Here is a 19,723-nt window from a genome sequence, read left to right on the forward strand (position 1 = left end):
AGCCCAGCCATTTTCACTTTAACAGTCATCTTTGTGCACCAGCTGCATAAGATACAAATACAGCGAATGCGGAAGTAGTTCAGTGGTAGAACACCACCTTGCCAAGGTGGGGGTCGCGGGTTCGAATCCCGTCTTCCGCTCCAGAATCTTAAGGCGGCATAGCCAAGTGGTAAGGCAGAGGTCTGCAAAACCTTTATCCCCGGTTCAAATCCGGGTGTCGCCTCCAATTTTTATGAACTCACCCTTAGCCGGGGTGGCGGAACTGGCAGACGCACAGGACTTAAAATCCTGCGGTAGGTGACTACCGTACCGGTTCGATTCCGGTCCTCGGCATCAACCAGTATCCAGTTCAAAAAAATGATCAATTTGCCGGTGTGGCGGAATTGGCAGACGCGCACGACTCAAAATCGTGTTCCTCTGGAGTGTCGGTTCGACCCCGACCACCGGTATCTAAAATAGCTATAGAAATCAAGACTTCAACGGTTATGTTGAAGTCTTTTTTTGCGTTTATTTTCACGACTTAAATTATACAAAATCGTGTGCGTTGAATCGTGTGCGTAGGAGGCTGGTGTGGGTAGAAGAGGAAAACTTTCAGATGATGAAGTGCAAATAATTAAAAAGAAAATTACGGATGATCAAGCTTACGAAGTCTTCTTCAAAGATTGTTATTTGAGAAATTTAAGACCTGCAACAATTGAATATTATAAAAATGAGTTTAAAGCAGCTAGGAAAGTTATTGATAAGCAGTTAGTTGATTGGGAACAAGGAGATTTAGAGGAATTTATTTTCAGCAGCAAACAATTCATGAAAGTGACGAGCATAAATACTCGTTTAAGGGCTTTAAGGTCTTTCTACAATTACCTTGTAAAGTACAAGTTCATTCAAAACAGTCCAATGTCGAATATTAAATTACTTAGAGATAGACAGAAAGTAATTGAAACCTTAAGTGACAGGGATATTGAAAAGCTAATTAAAGTAATTAGAAAGAAACAATCGTTTGTTAGTTTTAGGGATGAAGTTATAATGCTTGTATTTTTAGACACTGGAGTACGGTTATCAGAGTTAGTTGGGATAGAAATACATGATGTATTAGACAACTCAATTATTATTAGAAACACTAAAAATTCATTTGAAAGAACTGTCTATTTATCGGAACTTACAGTTGAGCAACTAAGAAGATATATCAAAATCAGGGGACTAGTAGAAACTAAAAAATTATTTATCAACCAAGATAATGGGTATCTGAAGCCACATAGTATTCAAACAAGATTCACAAAGTATGGAAAGGATGCGGAAATTACGAAGCGTGTTAGTCCTCATACTTTTAGACATACCATGGCAAGAAGAATGATTGTAGCAGGTATTGATGCGTTTAGTCTAATGGCTATTTTAGGGCATCAGGACATTGCGATAACAAAAAAATATGTAAACTTGTGGGGGACTGATATAGAAAGGAAGCACAAACAATTCGGAGCTTTAAAAGGGTTAAGGTTATAGAAAGTGTACGAACGTGAGTTCGTATTATAAAATAATAAAAGAGATGGTATACGAGTTTGGCGGCTCTACCATCTCTACAATAAACACACAGAAGGTCGACCTCTGTTAAACATATTATTGCAGGTCTTCTTTGATGTGTCAAAGGGAGATAAGAATGAAGTTAATTTCGCTTTTAAGTGGAAAAGGATTTGTGATGTATAACAAAGAACTAGCTCATGAAGTATCTGTGAATGGGGCAATAATATTTGGCCAATTGTGCTCCAGTTATGAAAGTTTCGGAAATAAGAATATGTTAACAAACAAGAATGGTAAAGATTATTTTTTCTTAACTTCCGAAACGTTAGAAACTGAAACAGCACTGACTTACAAGCAACAACTAAAAGCAGCTAAAGAATTAGAAGATCATGGCTATATTGAAACAAGGGTAATGGGAATGCCTTCAAAAAAATTCTTTCATATCACGTCTAAAATTGAAAAAAAATTAGTAGGTATTCCTAGCTCTTCCAAAAGGGAAGACCTGAATAAACTTGTAACCATTGAATCAAACGTAATGAAGCAACTTCACAGCAATGACGAAAGGGAATACCTAGCATTACCCAAAGGGAACACCATGCCTGACCAAAAAGGAACCCTAAAAATAAATAATAAAAAAGAACAAGATAAAGATATTAATAATTTCAATTGTAATTACAAGGAAACTCTTACTCCTGATCAATTCAAAGTTTTATTAACCAACGCTTCTAATGAACTTTATACGAAATTTTCTATCGGAAGGTACTCAAAGAAGCAATGGAACACGCTTATAGAAAAATTCGTTAGTGATACAATTGAGAGCAGAAGATATTTAAATGTCCCAGTACATAAGATTAAAGGCTATGCTTATAAGTCACTTGAAATCATTATTAGTAACTCAAACTATAAGAACTCCTTAGAATTTGATGAGTATAGAGAACTGATGAACCAATTATCTAACAACCCAATTACTAGTAGTAAATTATTTAATTGGTTAGATAATTAGTGATACAATAAATGTATATATCTGGAGGGATATAATGAAGATTAATGAAGTGGCAGCTCTACTTGGTGTAACATCTTCAGCTCTAAAAAAGTATTATCTCCTATTTGAAAAGAATAATTATAAGTTTACTAGAACCAAGCAGGGACAACTTATTTTTTCTGATTATGAAATTGAGTTATTTAGAAAGCTAATCAATTTAAAGAATGAGCCAGGAAATACTGTGGAAAAGTCAGTAGAAATTTTACTGAATAAAGAGCCACAAAAGAACAAAGAGCTTGATTTAAAGCAGTTAATGATTCAACAAGGATTACAGCTAAATATCATTTTAGAAAGTATTAATGAAATGGATAATAAAATTAAGAAATTAAATAAAAAAGTAGATAAGCTTTAATAAGGAATTTGAGAAGGTTAAATAATGAGGCAATGGGATAACCAGGGATAGCCTTCAGAAGCCACAGGATAACCCAGAATACTAGGTAATATGTAAGATAATATGAATATATTATTTACCCAAATTTCCCCTTAAATAAAAGGAGATGAATAAGAAAATGTCGGCAGCGGAAATTCTAATTATTATTGAAAAAATGGATAATGAGGAAAAATGGAAGCTTTTAAACCTGTTGTACGATAAATATTACAATAAGTCATCGGATAAACCAAAATTACTTGAATTAGAATACTGATTCATCAAAAAAGTCACCCTTTATAAGGGTGACTTTATTCAGCTAATTGTTACATTATCTTCATAATTAAATTCTTTAATTAAATTATCTTCGTCACAAATTACAGTGATATAGTTTCCATTTGCTCTAAATTCAAATATTGTTTCATCCTCCTGAGCATACATATTAGTTAAGGTAATTTGATTTGGCTTAACGTTAACTCTTGTACTTATGTCTTTCAATAGGTTTTTGTAATTAATATTTCCAGCTTTTCTTGGAGTTCTATTAATATTTCCAGCTACATATGAAACAGACATAAGTATGCCAGCCTTTAATAAATCATAAGCTACACCTGATGCCACGCTATCTTTGATAAAAATTATAGCTTCTGAAAATTCTGCTCCTGCACCTGATTCAGTTCGCTGAGTATTATTCGAAATTATTTCATAAGGTATATTATTTTCTTTAAGCTGTTCAAACACATTAGTTTCATCAAGTTCTGAAGGTTTTTCTATTACATACATTGATCCATAACCGCTAACTTTATATAATGACATATTTTCGTTCAGTGTCGATGTGTTTACTTTGTGAGTAGATATAAACTTATCTAATTCATTGTAAATTTCCGAAGGGATATTTTTCTCTTTTTCTCCATTAAAATAAGGATATAGCAGTTTAATAACCAAATAAATATTGTAATGATTTTCAGTTAAATCATAAGTAATCCAATCACCTTTTATCCTTAGAAGGTGATGAAATAGATCTTCTATCTCCTGTTGGGTAATTGTATCGCTACAAAAATTAACATCTTTAAGCATTTCGACTTCCGTTAATTGTTCATTTGTATCAAATTCAATATGCTCAGCTAAAAGTGTAATATATATTCGTTTCATGATTAACCCCCTTCAGTTTATTTCATCAGCTTTATTGATTTCTTTGACAGAAATTTCTTTTATGAAGTGGTCTTGATCACTTGTGACAGTAATAATGGACCTGTTACTCAAAAACTCAAAGATACACGCTTCATTATCTTTGTACATATATCTAAGCCCTAATTCATTAGGATTTATGTTAATCATTTCTCCAACATTTTCTAGCATTTGCTTGTAGTTTAACATTTCAATATTTCGGTTTTCAATAAGATCGTAATTGTACGATTTCGGTTCAATTTTTTTAATCTTAGATTTTAATTTATCCCAAGTATACCCTGAGGCGGCAGAATTCAATATAAATACTATTATTTCTGAAAAGATATCGGAAGAACCCTTCTCCATTCTTCTAGCGTTTCTAGAGACGACTTCATATTCTAATTTCAATTTCCTTAATTCATTAAAAACTATATTTTCCTCAAAGTCATACAAATCTCTTATTCTCAATAAGAGTCCTTCTTCTCCTTTATGCTCGGCGAATTCAACAAAAGAATTATTTGTTGATTGATTAATATTTTCTTTATAATTAAAATTGTTTACGACTTTAAGTATTTTTATTAGTTGGTCATCAATTTCCACTTTAGGAAACGAGAGTAATAAACTTATGCTAGCGTAAACTACATTCATAGACTCATTGATTTCGTATTTCAAACCATCAAGTTTGATTGCAATTATCTGATTAAATAGCTCTTCTAAATCGCTTTTACTAAAGAATTCTGAATCGAAATTTTTTTGAAGAATAATCTCTTGATTAATTAGTTTATTTTTCTCAAAATCGTAATAATCTCCGAATAGGTTAAAATGTATTTTTTTCATAAATTTACCTCCCTATTAATTACATTCTAGTATAAACTGCAATAATTAACTTTATTTTTACAAAAAAAATTATATTTTGCTTTACGTTTTAAATAAGGTTGATATAAATGACTCCGAAAGATAAAAACAAATCGGAGGGACTTAATATGATACAAACTGAATTAAATCAATTACAAAATAATGTGGTAGTTATCGGCACTCTAAAAACAAAAGAATTGGAACTGAAAACAAGTAAGGCAAACAAGAACTTCATATCTGGCAAGCTTGTTGTTCAATCAATGATTGATGGGAATATTCATGAAATTTTAATTGAAGTATTTGTAATGAGCTCATCTAAGTTATTCAAAGGAATTGAAACAGTAAAAGATGAGTTTAAAACTATTGATCAAGATGGAATTGAAAATGCAAACAGAATAAAAGTAACTGGTACACTTAAATTAAATGAATTTATTAATAATCAAGGAAATCTAATTCAATATAATGAAATCAGAGGAAATATATTTAATCGACTTGATTTAAATGATGATACTCCGGATAAAGCAGTTGCTTCAATTGAAACTGTAGTCGATTCATTTGTTGGAGAACTTGACAAGGAGCAGCTTCCTACTGGGCATTACAATGTTAACGGTTTTACTATTGGATGGAGGGGGGAAGTAATTGAGCTGAAAAATACGTTTATTTGTGCAGAAATTGCTCAAGCTTTCATGAATCTATATCAACCTGGTTCAACTGGTCTCTTGTCATTCCAAATACATAGGTTTGCTGAAGAAGATCTAACAGATGTTAAAATTCAACCTACTGGTTTTGGTACTAAAGTAGAAGTTGAAGGAACTAATGGACCCAATAAAAAATATGTTAGGAAGATTGAAATTATTGGAGGAGATCTACCATATCTCGGCACTAAAGAGTTGAGCCCGGAACAAATTGCATTTGCTAAACAATCAAGAGCTCTAAAAATTCAAGAACTGTTGAAAAAGGAAAGTGCACCAACTATTCCAACAGTTCAAGCATTTGGTAAAGGAATTCAATCACATGGAGAAGATAAAAGTGCAATGCCAACCACTCCAACCTCTCCTATGGATATGCCAATTTTCTAAGGTATACAAATAAATGTCATCGAAAAAGCTTAACATTAATTGTTAAGCTTTTTTTTATTAGTGCTGCATTTAGTAGTATTTTTTTTGAAATTAAAAGTAGTACATTAATTTTCATAACTAGTATAACTTTTGAAATAAACTAGTATACGGATTGTACTCTAATTATCTTTATATAAATTAACTTAATAAAATATCTTTATTCTTGCAGAAAGAAAACTTTCTGCAATGAAGAATATAAAAAATTGTTCAGAGCAGTTTACGTTTTATACACATCAGATATAAATGTATTGTGATTTAATTCGCATAACAATTATTGGAGGATGTTACAAATGGATGAAACAGTAGAGAAGAAATCAAGTTATTTCGAAGTTTACTATGAGTTATTTGCTAATGAAAAAACTAAGTCACTCAATTCAAATGGTATTGTTCTTTATAGCATGATGGCAAATCAAATAGGCCTTTCAAAGCGGCCTGAAAATATTAAGAAGTACACAGATGGTAATGGTCAGGTTTTTATTTTATTTACAGAATTTCAGGCTGCACAGAAATTAAATATTAGTAAGGGCACATTCTTTAAATTAAAAAAAGAGTTAAAAAAAATTGGCTTGATTGACTACCAAGAACAAGTCGATAAGAAAAATGGTATCAGTACTCCAATATATGTTACTCCTTTTGAGCATTGGAAAAAGAAAGAATTACATAGGACAAAGATTGAAGATGAAATGCCGGATTTTATTTGAGACAAACTTAAGCGAGAATATAAAAAATACTGGAGGTTAAATAATGAAAGCTAGAATAATACATGACAAAAATGGTTTGTACAAAGCAGTATTCCTCATTGATGGAGATAAAAGAAAATTAATCTATACAAACGATAGAAAAGATTTGGACCGTAGAGAAATCTTTACAAAGATCGAAGGGGCAGGATACGAAATTGAATGGATGCAGGATGATAGCGTTTTTGGAAATGATAAATGGGGAGATTATTTCACAAAAGTGCCAATGCGATACGAAAAATCGTATAGGATTTGGTAGTCGTACAGTATCTTCTACTAATGTATATATATAATACAGTGAGTTGTTGCACTATAGTGCAATTTTCCTGAACTATTAATTATGCGAGGGACAAGTATAACACTATATTTAGAATTGAGGCGACCAAATTTATGGTTGTCTTTTTTCTTATGCGCAACATTTTTCGCACATAATATACTTCATGAAAAATGATAGCTGATAATTTCAGCTTACAGAAAATGAAAGGGTGAAGAGCACATGAAACAATTTGAACTTAGAGTTAAACAAGTAGAATTACGCTCAAATAAGAACGGCCACATGGTTGTGAGTGGTTATGTTAATAAAACTGAATCTTTTTCAGAAGTTATGGGCGTCACAAAAAGATTCATAGAAAAAATCTCACGTGGAGCTTTTTCAAGAGCAATTCAAAATGCTTCTAGAGACATTGATTTTCTCGCAGAGCATAACCACAAGCAAATTCTAGCATCTACTAGAAATGGTTCTTTGACGCTTACTGAGGATTCAAATGGTTTATTCATGACAGCAGAGATTGTTCCTACTACTTATGGAAAAGATTATTTTTCTTTGATTGAATCACAAATTTTAAAAAATCTCTCATTTGGTTTCCGAACTATTAAAGATTCTTGGAAATCTACAGCATCAGGCATATACGAAAGAACAATTTCAGAACTGGAGCTATTTGAAGTTTCAGTAGTTCGAGATCCTGCATACAGTCAATCAACTATCTCAGCTCGTGGAATTAATTTAGTTACCGAAGTTGATATTCCGGTATCAGCAATAAAAAACAAGGAGCAAAACAATATGAAAACAGTACACACTTATGGTCAAGCAAATAAAAATGAAAAACGAAAATTTGAAGTAGAACAATTTAAAGAATATGTAGAAGAACGTAATCTACAAGGTTCACAACAGAGCGCTGCTGTAATGGGTGAGCAAGTTTATAATGGCGTAGTTAAAAAATGGAAGAAATCTCCCCAATCTTTGGTCGAGCTCGTAAATTTCCTTCTGTAAATGGAACTTTAAAAATTCCGCGTGAATCTGCATTAGCTGATGAAGCTGGTTTTGTGGGTGAAGGTAATTCTGTTAGCGAATTAGAAATTGGACTAGAAGAAATTACTCTAAATCAAAAACGTGTTGGAGCAGCACTTCGTCTATCAAATCAATTAATTCATGATGCAGCTGTTGATACAGTTGGTTATGTTCAAGAAATGCTTGCGCGTAAAACAGTAGCAGCAGTTGAAAAATCAATGTTGACTGGTAATGCAGAGGAAGAATTCCGTGGAATCGTTCACGATGTTACAGTACCTAATTTTCATTTAGAAGCAGCAGCTACAGACTTACAAAAATTAGATAAATTACTAGAACTATATCTGTCAATACATCCTGCTTATCATGGTGAAGCTTGTTATATAATGAGCCGTACATTTTACAATGAAATTTCAAAGATGAAAGACAAAAATGGAAACTTCTACATCCAAAACGGCACAGCTAATGGAAAACCGACTAAAACTTTGTTTGGTGCGGAAGTATTGGTCAGTCAAAACTTAGAATATGGAACAGTACCATGTGTCTTCGGAAATATCGAACAATCATATGCAATTATGGTTAAACAAGGTCCAAAACTTCAGAAGGTTGTCGATACTGACAATGCTCTGAAAGGTTTAACTGGATTTGTTTATGATTCATATCTAGATGGACAAGTTTACAATCCTCAAGCTATTGCTAAGTTAACTACTGTTTAGCTTACTAAATTTCTACAAATTTAGAAGCCGTTTATTCGGCTTCTTTAATCTTTACCAATAATATATAGAAAGGATCATTTATATGAAATGTAAGATTGAAAGTTTAGAAGTGGTAAGAGAAGACATTGGAGAGAAAATTTTTAGATCTTCATTAGCTAATATTATAATCAAACATTATGTTGAAGTACTTGAAGCAAGAAATCTGAAAATCAATAGACGAACAATGCTATCTATAGTCAACTTTATACTATCAGCTCATGGAGCGAGTGATATCAGTTACAGCTATGTGAAGAAGTTAGGATTCTGAGATTGAGTTTTGAAAGAAGTATCGCCTACCTTTTATTTGAAAAAAGCTTAATCGTACTAAAATTACGTGGTCCTGGAACGTTTTTTCACAGTACCAATTGACCCAAACCCCGTGAAGCTAGTCCAAGATGCTGTACAAAATAAAAAGGCCCTTCAAAAAATTTCACGAAGGTACCAAAACGTTTTTTTAGCTTCTTATTCTAAAGACTCGAAATACTTTTTTCTCATTTCAGCACGTTCTCTTCTTTCATCATCTTGTTTCTCAAGCTCTGCATCATATACATTCATGTAAGCTGTATGAACGATAAACGCTAACATGAAAAAGCAGAAAAGAAACAGAAGCAAAGTGCTCCTAGTCGTTTTATCTTTTAACTTCTGCATCATACCACCCATTTCCTCCAGGACTCATGTTATAGAAGTTTGGATCTTTAACAGCATTGAAAGTATCAATGTACATCTTCTCAAGTTCGTTCAATTGATCCGGGGTATATGCCCAAGCAATTTCTTCTCTTGAAAAATTCTCCGAACCAAATTCTTCAATAGCTGCTTTAAGCTCAGTTCCACTCCCAAGATATTTGCCGTCATTTCTTGAATGCTTTCCAACATACTTCATTCCATTTATAAGATTCGTAGTTAGATAGATGAATCCGAATCTGTTTTCGAAATCAATCTCAACCTTGTCCGAAAGCTTTCTCTTTTTTCCAAGCTTAGCTTCGATATCTTTCCACTTCCCATTTGAAATAAGAACGTCTTTAAAAAAATCAAACAAACTAACATGAGTTCTAGCCATATCGTTTCCATGATGTTGGTCTGTATGTTCAACACTTGAAAACTTAAACTTTGTTCCTTCATGGGGATTCCTCACTGTAACGCTAATTGAATTGTTGGTTCTTTGAAAAATGTTCAATTTGAGATCACTTAAAGTTTTTTCTGATTTTCTAGGCATTTTCTATTCCTCCGTTACTGGAACCATGGAACCGAAGCTCATATAGTTGCCTTGAAATTTCGTATAAAATAGCAAACTCTATTTCTACATTTGAATAATAAACTATCATTAGTATACAAGCTAAGAGACAATCATGACTAACATTTAATTCAAAAATGTAGTAAAATTTAACTATAAATAAGTTATTGGTTGAACGGAGGAAATATCTTTGGCAATGTTGAGTTGGAACGAAATAAGAGATAGAGCAATACGTTTTTCAATAGAATGGAAAGACGAAACAAGTGAAAATGCAGAAGCAAAAACTTTCTGGAACGAATTCTTTAATGTTTTTGGTATATCTAGAAGACGAGTTGCAACTTTTGAAGAAAAAGTAAAAGTGTTAGATGGTCGTGATGGATTTATAGATTTATTATGGAAGGGTGTCTTGTTAGTTGAGCATAAGTCTAGAGGAAGAAATTTAGAACGAGCATATAAACAAGCTAAAGATTATTTTCCTGGATTAAAGGAAGCAGAACTTCCAAAGTATATTTTAGTATCTGATTTTGAAAATTTTGCTTTATATGATCTGGAAGAAGATTTAAAACGATCCTTTACTATAGAGCAACTCCCTCAAAATATTGAGTTGTTTGGTTTTATTGCTGGTTATCAAAAGCAGGAATACAAAGAGCAAGATCCGGTAAACATTAAGGCTGCTGAAAAAATGGCTAAGCTACATGACCAATTAAAAGAAATAGGTTATTCAGGACATGATTTAGAGGTGTACTTAGTTAGGCTTTTGTTTTGTTTATTTGCAGATGACACAGGTATATTCGAAAAAAATATCTTTCGAGATTATATCGAGCATAATACTAAAAAAGATGGAAGTGATTTAGCGTATTATTTGGATGCTGTCTTTGATACGTTAAATAAACCTAAAGAAAATCGTTTAAGAACTTTAAGTGAATCATTAAATCAGTTTCCTTATGTAAATGGAAAGCTATTTGAAGAAAGATTGGCTCCGGCTGCTTTTAATACAGAAATGCGTGATTTATTTATTGAATGTTGTGCACTAGATTGGGGGAAAATTTCTCCAGCGATATTTGGTTCGATGTTTCAGAGTGTAATGAATCCCGAAGAGAGAAGAGAATTAGGGGCCCATTATACTTCTGAAAACAATATATTAAAAGTGATAAAGCCCCTCTTTTTAGATAGCTTAAGACTAGAGTTTGAATCCGCAAAGGGAAACAAAAGAAAACTTGAACAATTGCATTCGAAGTTAGCTGAGCTGAAATTTATGGATCCTGCTTGTGGATGCGGCAATTTTTTAATTATTGCATATAGAGAGTTGAGATTGCTTGAAATTGATATTTTGAAAGAATTAACTAAAGGACAGTTTCAAAGGATAGCTTTTCTAGATCATCTATTAAAAGTTGATGTGGATCAATTTTATGGTATAGAAATAGATGAGTTTCCTGCTCAAATCGCTCAAGTAGCTCTATGGCTTACTGATCATCAAATGAATATGGTCGCAAGTTACGAGTTTGGTGAATACTTTGTACGGTTACCGTTAAGGAAAAAGGCAAACATAACACATGGTAACGCTCTTGAAATAAATTGGCATACTGTTATTAGAAATAACGAGTTAAACTACATACTGGGCAATCCTCCTTTTGTAGGAAATAGCCTTATGACTGATAAACAAAAAAATGACCTGGCACTCGTTACTAAAGAAATGAAAGTAGTAGGTCATCTTGATTTTGTAGCAGGTTGGTATATTAAAGCCGCCAATTATATTAAAGATACAAATATTTCTGTGGGCCTTGTTTCCACTAATTCTGTTGTTCAAGGTGAACAAGCTATTAATTTATGGGGGCATTTAATAAATAAGCTAGGTGTAGAAATCCATTTTGCTCACCAAACGTTTAATTGGAAAAACGAAGCTAAAGGAAGAGCAGCTGTCTTTTGTGTAATTATTGGCTTTAGTAACCAAAAAGGTCTACCTAAAAATTTATATTCATATCCAGACATTAACGGGGATCCAACCACAAGTAATGTTAGACAAATAAATCAATACTTGTTAGACGCACCAACAATATTTATAAAGGCACGGAAGAAACCCTTAAGTAATGTTCCATCAATGATTTGGGGAAGTAAACCTACAGATGGTGGTTTTTTTATATTTACAGAAGTAGAAATGGAAGAATTTATCATGAGGGAACCTCAAGCCAAGAAGTATTTTCGACCTTGGGTTGGAGCTCAGGAGCTAACTAATGGTTTTCAGCGTTATTGCTTATATTTAGCGGATTGCCCGCCTAGTGAATTACGTAAAATGCCACTATCTTTAGAAAGGGTTGATAGTGTTAAGAAATTTCGTTTAGAAAGTAAAGCTCCTTCTACAAGACAGTGGGCGGATTACCCGACACGTTTAAGACAGGATAAAGCAGTTGATAGTGATATATTAATTATTCCTGCGGTTAGTTCAGAGAGACGTAAAATAATACCAATGGGTTACTATGAACCTCCTACAATTTGTACTAATGCGGCGTTTCAAGTAATAGAAGCATCATTATATTTATTTGGGATTCTAAATTCTGCCATGCACATGGCTTGGATGAAAACTATTTGTGGAAGATTGAAAAGCGATTACCGTTATTCAAATACCCTAGTATATAATAACTTTGTTTTTCCTGAATCTAATGAGAAAGACGTAAAAACTATTGAAAATCTATCTAATGATATACTTACAATTCGTGAAAAATACTTTAGCACTGGTAGTACCTTAGCTGATTTGTATGATCCTGTTGTAATGCCAGGAGACCTTCTAAAAGCACATCAGAGATTAGATAAAGCTGTTGAAAAAGCATATGGAAAAAAATTTAAAACTGATATTGATCGAGTAACATATCTATTTGAGTTGTATGTGAGTAAAATTGCAAAATAAAAAAATACTTTTGTGATTTAATTGTAAATTAGTAGGTATATTTACCTCCTTTGGAGAACTTGAGTTAGAAAGGAGGTAAATATATATGCAAATTCGGTGTGGCGAATGTAAAAAAGCTCTATCTTTAGCTGACGAGGTAGTAATGAATCAAATGAATTGTCTTACACATAAGGAGTGTTACTTACATGCTCCATCATTTGTGATTGATGCTGGTACATATAAATACATGATTGAAAAGTATTGGTTCTTTCAATTGCAAAATCACTAAAAATTGAAGTTGTATTCTAAATCTAAGAGAGGAACCCTCCCTAATATATGATATTGTTATATTATGGAAAAACATAGAGGGTTATTATGAAACTAACTAATAAATATTCATTGATCGGCCTCAGCATTGGTATTGGAGCAGCATTATCTGTATCACAATTGCTCCCTAAATATGTAGAAGGAGAAGAAAGAATTCGTCCGGTCAAAGTAGAAAAAGTTAAGGAACAAAAATCTGAAGCTCAAGTAATTGAGATCCAAGTCTTTTCTGAAAAGGAAATTGAAGAACGAGAAGAACGAAAAGAAAGACGTTTGAAGCATCTTCAACCGGGAATCTATAAAGTTGGAGAAAATGAAATCGTTCCTGGAAAGTGGCAGCTTGTTGCAGTTGATCAAAAAAGAGACGGACAGATTCAGATCTTTGATGAAGGAGAAGAACATATTCAAAGCAATGCAAGATGGTCAAAATTGTTCGGTTCTTTTGAAAAAGAACCTGAATACGATTGGGAAAACATTCATTTGTTTGAAGATGAAGTAATTGTAGTAGACACTGAAATTGGTATGCTGCTTTTAGAGTGAAATGACAGATTTACGGCATTGAAAACGAAAAATTATATCTGTTCTATTTGAGGTGTAATACTTGAATTACATATTAAAAACAAGCGAATTGAATAACGCTATTGATTACTTAGAAAAAGCCGCTTTTTATTTTAACAAAAGAGATAACGATTATTGGTTTAAGTGGTTGGTTATTTCACTATATGGGGCTCTTTACGGATTTGGTGTATGCGCTATTAAAGGTATAAATACTGAAACAGTTCTTGAAAAAAAAATAGGAACAAAGAAATTTAATCAAAAAAAGAAAGAAACAATCGAATTTTACAAAAGCATGGGGTTTGATATTGAGCTTGATTCAAAGCTATTAGATAGCACAGTAGAGTATAACTTGAGTCCCTTATTAAGTATTAGAGCTATATTAGATCACTGTCAAAATGAATCCTTCATGGATCAAAAATTAAATAGTAAAGTTTTAAACGTTAGTGAGCAACAAAAAGTTGCTATTGATAAGTTGATTTTATATAGAAATGAGTTTGCACATTTTAAACCAAGGTTAGTATTCGTAATTTCAGAAGGTGAAGAAGTAATAATAAAAGAAATAGTTGATATAATTAAATTTCTCTGTTTGGAATCTGGAAATATTAATTTTTTTGATGATGGTAATTTGGAGAAAGTAAAGTATCTTATTAGTCAATTTCATTTTAATAAGTAGCAAAAAGTATCCTATCAAAAATGGGTACTTTTTCCTAAACCCTTAATCTATTGCCACTATCTTTATTTACAGTATTAAGGGAATTTTGTAGCAGTAAAATAAAATTTGTATTTTATTTTACATTTTTTGATCTCTTGATATAAAGATGGGGGAGGGATTAAATTGGTGCCAACAAAAGAAGAACTAGTTATACATTTGAAAGATAAGATGACAAATAAAGATATAGGTAAGGTATATTCTATTTCATTTCAGAAGGTAATCCAACTTACTAAGAAGTATGAGCTGGACCAAAATCAGTTAAGAAAAGTAAATAAGCTAATAGTATATATGCACATTTTTAATGGTAAGGTTGTATATGTTGGAAGTGGTTTATGGTACAGATGTAGGCGATATACCAATAGAAGAAATAAAGAACATAAACAGCTTATGAAAGATGGAAAGATAGAATACAAAATTATTGCAGAGTTTGACGAAGAAGAAGCTGCGAGAAATTTAGAACAAAAACTAATTAAGAAGTATAAGAGCAAAGGTGAAGCTCCTTTTAATAAACAACATAAATAAGCTTGACTGAGCTTGCTATCAAAGGCATAATTATCTGTAATCGTATTCATAAAAATTGTTTGAATCTCAACAAACCTACGATAAGATTGATTTTCTATAGAAGCTATTCTAGATTGGGACTCAAAATCGTGTTCCTCTGGAGTGTCGGTTCGACCCCGACCACCGGTATCTATAACTTACGAAAACGAGTAAAGTCAATGCTTTTAGCAATCAAAGCATTGGCTTTTTTTTGTTTTATCTGAACGCCAATCGTGTTGACAAAATCCTTACTCAATCATATAAATTCAACCCCAAGTACCCCCGCCCACCCCCCTGCATATAATGCTTTCATATGCGCTGAAAGGGTGGAGAAGAATGTATTATTATCCGAATTATTGGTATCCAAATCCTTATTATCCTCAAGTTCATGCACCGATGAACAATTACTACAGAGAACCGGCCTATTGGAGTTATCCGGGCAGCTATCCTTATGAAATGAGTGAGTACAGACTGTCGTTAAAAGATTATGGAGCAGAGCCGTTTGTTATTAATATTAATGAAGCGACGCTGCAGAATAATACTTTCCGGACGGCCTTATGGACAGGAACTCATCTGCAGCTTACGTTGATGAGCATTAATCCGGGCGAAGATATCGGGTTGGAGATGCATCCTGATGTTGATCAATTCCTGCGGGTTGAAGAGGGGCAAGGGATTGTTCAAATGGGCAAGAGCAAGGACCAATTGCCTTTCATGAGAAACGTCTATGATGATTCGGCGATATTCATACCGGCAGGAACGTGGCACAATGTCACCAATACAGGAAAATCTCCGCTGAAACTTTACTCGATTTATGCTCCTCCGAACCATCCGTTTGGTACGGTTCATGAGACTAAAGCGGATGCAGAGGCTGCTGAAAAAAGCCACGGCCATAACGGCGGAGAAACCGTTATTGATGGCAAGACTCCGGATGAATGGGTAAAACACACGGAGTTTTTGGTGAAGGAAGGGCTGGAGGATGTGCAAAGAGGAATCAATGCGGTTCACATTCTTCAGGAGTTTATTTTGATGGGTGTGCTTGTAGGGAAGGGATACACTCCTGAGAAGGCATATGAAACAGTGGAAGAGTGGGAGCGTACGGGAGAGTCCAAGCTTCTGCAGCAGAGCAAAAAATTAGGGGGGCAAAGCGTATAGTCATGGCTGTACTCCATAGTATTAGCCTCAATTCAGCAATGAGAAAGAATCTGGAGCTCACCAGGTTCTTTTTTTTTTTGCTAAAATGCATTTATTACAGCTGTTGTTGTGCATTTCTTAAGCATTTATATGATTTTTGAACTGTCATATAAAAACAGGACAAGCCTTTCTCCCCACATCTAGTCAAAATAGTGCACCTTCTTCGTCAATACAGTATCCCCTTTTTAGTAAGCGCTATCATTATAATAAAAGAAAGCGATTACAAACTAAGGGTGGTGAGACGGTTGGAAACGAAAATTCAAACGGGGCCTGTGAGCACGAAGGCTCAGATACAGCCCGTTCCTAAGAAAAAGTTTAAGGTGAAGAGCCTGCTTGGATATGCCGCCTTTGTGGGTCCGGCGCTGCTGTTCTTCCTTGTGATCCAGATACTGCCGTTCTTAATGGGGCTTTATTATTCGTTTACTTCATGGAATGGAGTCAGTTCGGCTGTTGAGTGGGTAGGTTTGGAGAACTATCTGAAGATCTTTACGAACGATCCGGCCTTTTTTAATTCATTTATTTTTACAACAAAGTTTATGTTTGCGGCTGTTATTATCAGTAATGTGATTGGATTTGCTTTTGCACTGATGCTGAATGCAGCGCTTAAGACGAAGAATGTTCTGCGGACTGTCTTTTTCCTTCCGAATGTTATCGGGGGATTGTTGCTCGGGTTTATCTGGCAGTTCATTTTTGTTAAAGGTTTTGCATCTCTCGGAAATATGACGGGTCTTGAGTTTTTCAAAATGCCTTGGCTTGGCGATGAGACGACTGCGTTTTGGGGAATCGTCATCGTGTTTGCATGGCAGACGAGCGGCTACATGATGGTCATCTACATTGCAGCACTTCAGGGAGTAGATACTTCCTTGCTTGAGGCGGCGAAAATGGACGGAGCATCTGCTTGGACGCTTCTGACGAAGATTATTGTTCCGCTGATTCTTCCGGCGTTTACGATTTGTCTGTTCCTTACAATATCAATGGCGTTTAAGATTTTCGATCTGAATATTTCTCTTACAGGCGGCGGGCCGTTCAACTCGACTCAGTCTGTAGCGATTAATATTTATCAGGAAGCCTTCCAGAATAACCGCTACGGTCTTGGTACGGCGAAGTCAATTCTGTTCTTTGTGGTTGTTGCCATCTTTACAACCGTTCAAGTAATGATGACGAAGAAGCGGGAGGTTGAGGCGTAATGGGCAACCGGTATACAGGCAAAACATTTGTCCTTGAAATCATAGCAATCGCGATTGCGCTCATCTTCCTGATTCCGTTTTACTTCGTTCTAGTAAACTCAGTAAAGCCGTTTGCAGCTATCTTAATAGATGCTGCAGCATGGCCGAAGGAATTTATGTTCTCTAACTACGCCAAAGTGTGGGAGGTTATCAACTTCCCGCGGGCTTTCTGGAATTCGCTTATCATCACGGTTTTCAGTAATATTGGGTTAGTGATCATCAGTTCGATGGCTGCGTGGAAAATGGTCCGCACCCCGGGCAGATTCAACAAAATCCTGTTTGTTCTGTTTGTAGCGGCAATGGTCATTCCGTTCCAGACGGTGATGATTCCGCTGATGAAGCTTGGAGGCACCCTTGGTCTGACAAACAGCATTCCGGGTCTGATTATCATGTATTTCGGTTTTGGTGTTCCGCTTTCATTATTCCTTTATCACGGGTTTGTGAAAACAGTGCCTGTTGAAATTGAAGAGTCAGCGAAGATTGACGGCTGCAGCGAGTTCGGCGTGTTCTGGAGAATTGTTTTCCCTCTCCTTAAGCCGATCACGGTAACGGTAGTCATTCTGAATACGCTTTGGATCTGGAATGATTATCTTCTTCCATTGCTTGTTCTGCAGGATGCGGAGCTGCGCACAATTCCGCTTGCGGCAAGTTCATTCTTTGCCCAGTACACGAAACAGTGGGATATGGGACTTGCAGCGCTGGTGCTTGGCATTACGCCGGTCGTGATTTTCTTCCTGTTCCTGCAAAAACATATTATTAAAGGGATTGCATCAGGTTCGATCAAGTAGATATAAAGTTTCTGCATTCTATAGATTAAGAGTGCAGAAATTTATATAAAATAAAAAGATTCAAGGAGGTCAATCCATCAATGAAACGCTTTCTGTTATTATGTATGTCATTAGTTTTCGTATTCGGCATTATGGCGGGCTGTTCGTCTAAAGAATCATCAGGCGGAGATTCAGGCAAGGATTCAAAATCAGGCGATGAAGTGGTAACGCTTAACTTCTTCCAGTTTAAAGTAGAAATTGCTGACCAGCTTCAGGCAATGATCAAAGAATATGAAGCTGAGAATCCAAACATTAAGATCAAACTTGAAACAGTAGGCGGCGGTGCTGACTACGGCGCAGCTCTTAAAGCGAAATTTGCTTCGGGCGAAGAGCCGGATATTTTCAACAACGGCGGTTTTAAAGAGCTTGAGCTCTGGAAAGAAAAGCTTGCTGATCTTTCAGGCGAGCCATGGGTTGAGCATGTTCTTCCAATCGGAAAAGTGCCAATGACAGATGCAGACGGCAAGCTTTACGGCATGCCTGTCAACCTTGAAGGATACGGCTTTGTCTACAACAAAGACCTGTTTGAAAAAGCAGGCATCACTGAGCCTCCTAAAACAATCGATGAGCTGAAAGAAGCGGCTAAAAAGCTTGAAGCTAAAAAGATCACTCCATTCTCTGCTGGATACGGCGAGTGGTGGGTAATCGGGCAGCATTTACTGAACATCCCATTTGCCCAGCAGGAAGATCCGGAGAAATTTATCGCAGGTCTTTATGACGGTTCAGAGAAATTCACTGACAACGAGCAGTTCAAGCAATTCAAAGAAGTTCTTGATACAGAGCTTAAATATGCAAACGACAATCCATTAACAACAGACTACAATACACAGGTTACACTGTTCGCTTCTGGCGAAACAGCTATGCTTCAGCAAGGAAACTGGACAGAGAACATGATCACAGAAATCAACCCTGAGATCAACATGGGCTTCCTTCCAATTCCGATCAGCAACGACGAGAATGCAAACAGCCTTCCAGTCGGCGTACCGAACAACTGGGTACTGAACAAAAATTCAGAGCATCTTGAAGAAGCAAAAGCATTCTTAAACTGGATGGTTTCATCTGAAACAGGAAAACGCTTCATCACAGAAGAATTCGCATTCATCCCGGCATTCGATAACATCGAGCCAGCTGGACTTGGCGATCTTGGAACATCAATTCTTGATTACTCTAAAGAAGAGAAAACAATCCCTTGGACTTGGTTCAAATGGCCGGACGGAGCGAACAAAGAATTCGCTGCTGCCATGCAGGAATATGCTGCAGGCAAAATCGACTATGATACAATGCTTGAGCGCTTCCAGACTTCATGGGATAACTTGAAGTAATAGACTGATAGAAAGCATGCCCTCATGGGTGTGCTTTCTTTTTGCATCCTTTTGCAATCCCCCTAGGTATTTGAAG

Annotated in this window: 20 protein-coding genes and 4 tRNA genes; 20 read left to right on the forward strand and 4 right to left on the reverse strand. The window is 35.1% G+C overall.

The annotated features are described in order from the left end of the window. Positions 1-68: 68 nt before the first annotated feature. The 7 genes from AZ46_RS19045 (at position 69) to AZ46_RS19075 (ending at position 2,906) form a co-directional block, all read left to right on the forward strand. Positions 69-143 (forward strand) — tRNA-Gly (locus AZ46_RS19045). A gap of 9 nt (positions 144-152) precedes the next feature. Next, positions 153-226, forward strand: a tRNA-Cys gene (locus AZ46_RS19050). A 21-nt stretch (positions 227-247) separates the two neighbouring features. Further along, positions 248-333: transfer RNA gene (locus AZ46_RS19055), tRNA-Leu, on the forward strand. A gap of 35 nt (positions 334-368) precedes the next feature. Next, a tRNA-Leu gene (locus tag AZ46_RS19060) sits at positions 369-449 on the forward strand. Between the two features lie 121 nt (positions 450-570). Then, positions 571-1,497, forward strand: coding sequence for a tyrosine-type recombinase/integrase (locus AZ46_RS19065; RefSeq protein WP_029286301.1), 927 nt, complete (start codon positions 571-573; stop codon positions 1,495-1,497). A gap of 154 nt (positions 1,498-1,651) precedes the next feature. Further along, positions 1,652-2,515 (forward strand): hypothetical protein, encoded by an 864-nt coding sequence (locus AZ46_RS19070; RefSeq protein WP_029286304.1) that lies wholly within the window; start codon positions 1,652-1,654, stop codon positions 2,513-2,515. A gap of 34 nt (positions 2,516-2,549) precedes the next feature. After that, on the forward strand, positions 2,550-2,906 hold the full coding sequence (locus AZ46_RS19075) for a MerR family transcriptional regulator (protein ID WP_051865777.1): 357 nt from the start codon (positions 2,550-2,552) through the stop codon (positions 2,904-2,906). 330 nt (positions 2,907-3,236) lie between these two features. On the opposite strand, the gene AZ46_RS19080 is transcribed toward AZ46_RS19075, so the two are convergent. Further along, on the reverse strand, positions 3,237-4,070 hold the full coding sequence (locus tag AZ46_RS19080) for a hypothetical protein (protein WP_029286308.1): 834 nt from the start codon (positions 4,068-4,070) through the stop codon (positions 3,237-3,239). Positions 4,071-4,082: 12 nt separating this feature from the next. Next, complete coding sequence (locus tag AZ46_RS19085) at positions 4,083-4,922, reverse strand: hypothetical protein (RefSeq protein ID WP_029286310.1); 840 nt, start codon at positions 4,920-4,922, stop codon at positions 4,083-4,085. Positions 4,923-5,068: 146 nt separating this feature from the next. Between AZ46_RS19085 and AZ46_RS19090 the strand changes: the two genes are divergently transcribed. The 5 genes from AZ46_RS19090 to AZ46_RS22545 all read left to right on the forward strand — a co-directional run bounded on the left by AZ46_RS19090 (position 5,069) and on the right by AZ46_RS22545 (position 8,796). Then, a complete protein-coding gene (locus AZ46_RS19090; RefSeq protein ID WP_152554784.1) occupies positions 5,069-6,019 on the forward strand; it encodes a hypothetical protein in 951 nt (316 codons plus the stop codon). A gap of 329 nt (positions 6,020-6,348) precedes the next feature. Next, a complete protein-coding gene (locus tag AZ46_RS19095) occupies positions 6,349-6,759 on the forward strand; it encodes a replication initiator protein A (RefSeq protein WP_029286315.1) in 411 nt (136 codons plus the stop codon). Positions 6,760-6,802: 43 nt separating this feature from the next. Further along, on the forward strand, positions 6,803-7,054 hold the full coding sequence (locus tag AZ46_RS19100) for a hypothetical protein (RefSeq protein ID WP_029286317.1): 252 nt from the start codon (positions 6,803-6,805) through the stop codon (positions 7,052-7,054). A gap of 237 nt (positions 7,055-7,291) precedes the next feature. Further along, positions 7,292-8,065, forward strand: a complete 774-nt coding sequence (locus AZ46_RS22540; protein ID WP_328286788.1) for an HK97 family phage prohead protease — start codon at positions 7,292-7,294, stop codon at positions 8,063-8,065. Continuing rightward, positions 8,014-8,796, forward strand: coding sequence for a phage major capsid protein (locus AZ46_RS22545; protein WP_328286789.1), 783 nt, complete (start codon positions 8,014-8,016; stop codon positions 8,794-8,796). The genes AZ46_RS22540 and AZ46_RS22545 overlap by 52 nt, the downstream gene beginning before the upstream one ends. A 501-nt stretch (positions 8,797-9,297) precedes the next feature. Here the strand turns inward: AZ46_RS22545 and AZ46_RS19115 are convergent. Together AZ46_RS19115 and AZ46_RS21105 are read right to left on the reverse strand one after the other, a co-directional pair. Then, positions 9,298-9,486, reverse strand: a complete 189-nt coding sequence (locus tag AZ46_RS19115; protein ID WP_029286321.1) for a hypothetical protein — start codon at positions 9,484-9,486, stop codon at positions 9,298-9,300. Next, positions 9,464-10,048 (reverse strand): GIY-YIG nuclease family protein, encoded by a 585-nt coding sequence (locus tag AZ46_RS21105; RefSeq protein ID WP_051865779.1) that lies wholly within the window; start codon positions 10,046-10,048, stop codon positions 9,464-9,466. The genes AZ46_RS19115 and AZ46_RS21105 overlap by 23 nt, the downstream gene beginning before the upstream one ends. Positions 10,049-10,262: 214 nt before the next feature. On the opposite strand from AZ46_RS21105, the gene AZ46_RS19125 reads away from it, so the two are divergent. The 8 genes from AZ46_RS19125 (at position 10,263) to AZ46_RS19165 (ending at position 19,647) form a co-directional block, all read left to right on the forward strand. After that, a complete protein-coding gene (locus AZ46_RS19125; RefSeq protein ID WP_029286325.1) occupies positions 10,263-12,968 on the forward strand; it encodes a class I SAM-dependent DNA methyltransferase in 2,706 nt (901 codons plus the stop codon). A 354-nt stretch (positions 12,969-13,322) separates the two neighbouring features. After that, on the forward strand, positions 13,323-13,811 hold the full coding sequence (locus AZ46_RS19135) for a hypothetical protein (protein WP_029286329.1): 489 nt from the start codon (positions 13,323-13,325) through the stop codon (positions 13,809-13,811). Between the two features lie 61 nt (positions 13,812-13,872). After that, entirely contained in the window at positions 13,873-14,502 is a 630-nt protein-coding gene (locus AZ46_RS19140) for a hypothetical protein (protein WP_029286331.1), read from the forward strand. Positions 14,503-14,667: 165 nt separating this feature from the next. Beyond that, positions 14,668-15,063, forward strand: coding sequence for a hypothetical protein (locus AZ46_RS19145; protein ID WP_235728256.1), 396 nt, complete (start codon positions 14,668-14,670; stop codon positions 15,061-15,063). 354 nt (positions 15,064-15,417) lie between these two features. Continuing rightward, positions 15,418-16,233, forward strand: coding sequence for a cupin domain-containing protein (locus AZ46_RS19150; RefSeq protein ID WP_029286334.1), 816 nt, complete (start codon positions 15,418-15,420; stop codon positions 16,231-16,233). A 284-nt stretch (positions 16,234-16,517) separates the two neighbouring features. After that, a complete protein-coding gene (locus AZ46_RS19155) occupies positions 16,518-17,459 on the forward strand; it encodes a carbohydrate ABC transporter permease (protein ID WP_029286336.1) in 942 nt (313 codons plus the stop codon). Next, complete coding sequence (locus AZ46_RS19160; RefSeq protein WP_029286338.1) at positions 17,459-18,286, forward strand: carbohydrate ABC transporter permease; 828 nt, start codon at positions 17,459-17,461, stop codon at positions 18,284-18,286. Before AZ46_RS19155 ends, AZ46_RS19160 begins: the two co-directional genes overlap by 1 nt. A gap of 80 nt (positions 18,287-18,366) precedes the next feature. Further along, entirely contained in the window at positions 18,367-19,647 is a 1,281-nt protein-coding gene (locus tag AZ46_RS19165) for an ABC transporter substrate-binding protein (protein ID WP_029286340.1), read from the forward strand. Positions 19,648-19,723: the final 76 nt, after the last annotated feature.

The organism is Metabacillus indicus LMG 22858 (assembly GCF_000708755.2).
Classification (GTDB): domain Bacteria; phylum Bacillota; class Bacilli; order Bacillales; family Bacillaceae; genus Bacillus_P; species Bacillus_P indicus.

Bases quoted from the DNA above. Each gene is read 5' to 3' on its own strand.
- AZ46_RS19070 (WP_029286304.1), top strand. From the start codon at position 1,652: ATGAAGTTAATTTCGCTTTTAAGTGGAAAAGGATTTGTGATGTATAAC.
- AZ46_RS19075 (WP_051865777.1), top strand. From the start codon at position 2,550: ATGAAGATTAATGAAGTGGCAGCTCTACTTGGTGTAACATCTTCAGCT.
- AZ46_RS19080 (WP_029286308.1), bottom strand. From the start codon at position 4,070: ATGAAACGAATATATATTACACTTTTAGCTGAGCATATTGAATTTGAT.
- AZ46_RS19085 (WP_029286310.1), bottom strand. From the start codon at position 4,922: ATGAAAAAAATACATTTTAACCTATTCGGAGATTATTACGATTTTGAG.
- AZ46_RS19090 (WP_152554784.1), top strand. From the start codon at position 5,069: ATGATACAAACTGAATTAAATCAATTACAAAATAATGTGGTAGTTATC.
- AZ46_RS19095 (WP_029286315.1), top strand. From the start codon at position 6,349: ATGGATGAAACAGTAGAGAAGAAATCAAGTTATTTCGAAGTTTACTAT.
- AZ46_RS19100 (WP_029286317.1), top strand. From the start codon at position 6,803: ATGAAAGCTAGAATAATACATGACAAAAATGGTTTGTACAAAGCAGTA.
- AZ46_RS22540 (WP_328286788.1), top strand. From the start codon at position 7,292: ATGAAACAATTTGAACTTAGAGTTAAACAAGTAGAATTACGCTCAAAT.
- AZ46_RS22545 (WP_328286789.1), top strand. From the start codon at position 8,014: ATGGAAGAAATCTCCCCAATCTTTGGTCGAGCTCGTAAATTTCCTTCT.
- AZ46_RS19115 (WP_029286321.1), bottom strand. From the start codon at position 9,486: ATGATGCAGAAGTTAAAAGATAAAACGACTAGGAGCACTTTGCTTCTG.
- AZ46_RS21105 (WP_051865779.1), bottom strand. From the start codon at position 10,048: ATGCCTAGAAAATCAGAAAAAACTTTAAGTGATCTCAAATTGAACATT.
- AZ46_RS19125 (WP_029286325.1), top strand. From the start codon at position 10,263: ATGTTGAGTTGGAACGAAATAAGAGATAGAGCAATACGTTTTTCAATA.
- AZ46_RS19135 (WP_029286329.1), top strand. From the start codon at position 13,323: ATGAAACTAACTAATAAATATTCATTGATCGGCCTCAGCATTGGTATT.
- AZ46_RS19150 (WP_029286334.1), top strand. From the start codon at position 15,418: ATGTATTATTATCCGAATTATTGGTATCCAAATCCTTATTATCCTCAA.
- AZ46_RS19160 (WP_029286338.1), top strand. From the start codon at position 17,459: ATGGGCAACCGGTATACAGGCAAAACATTTGTCCTTGAAATCATAGCA.
- AZ46_RS19165 (WP_029286340.1), top strand. From the start codon at position 18,367: ATGAAACGCTTTCTGTTATTATGTATGTCATTAGTTTTCGTATTCGGC.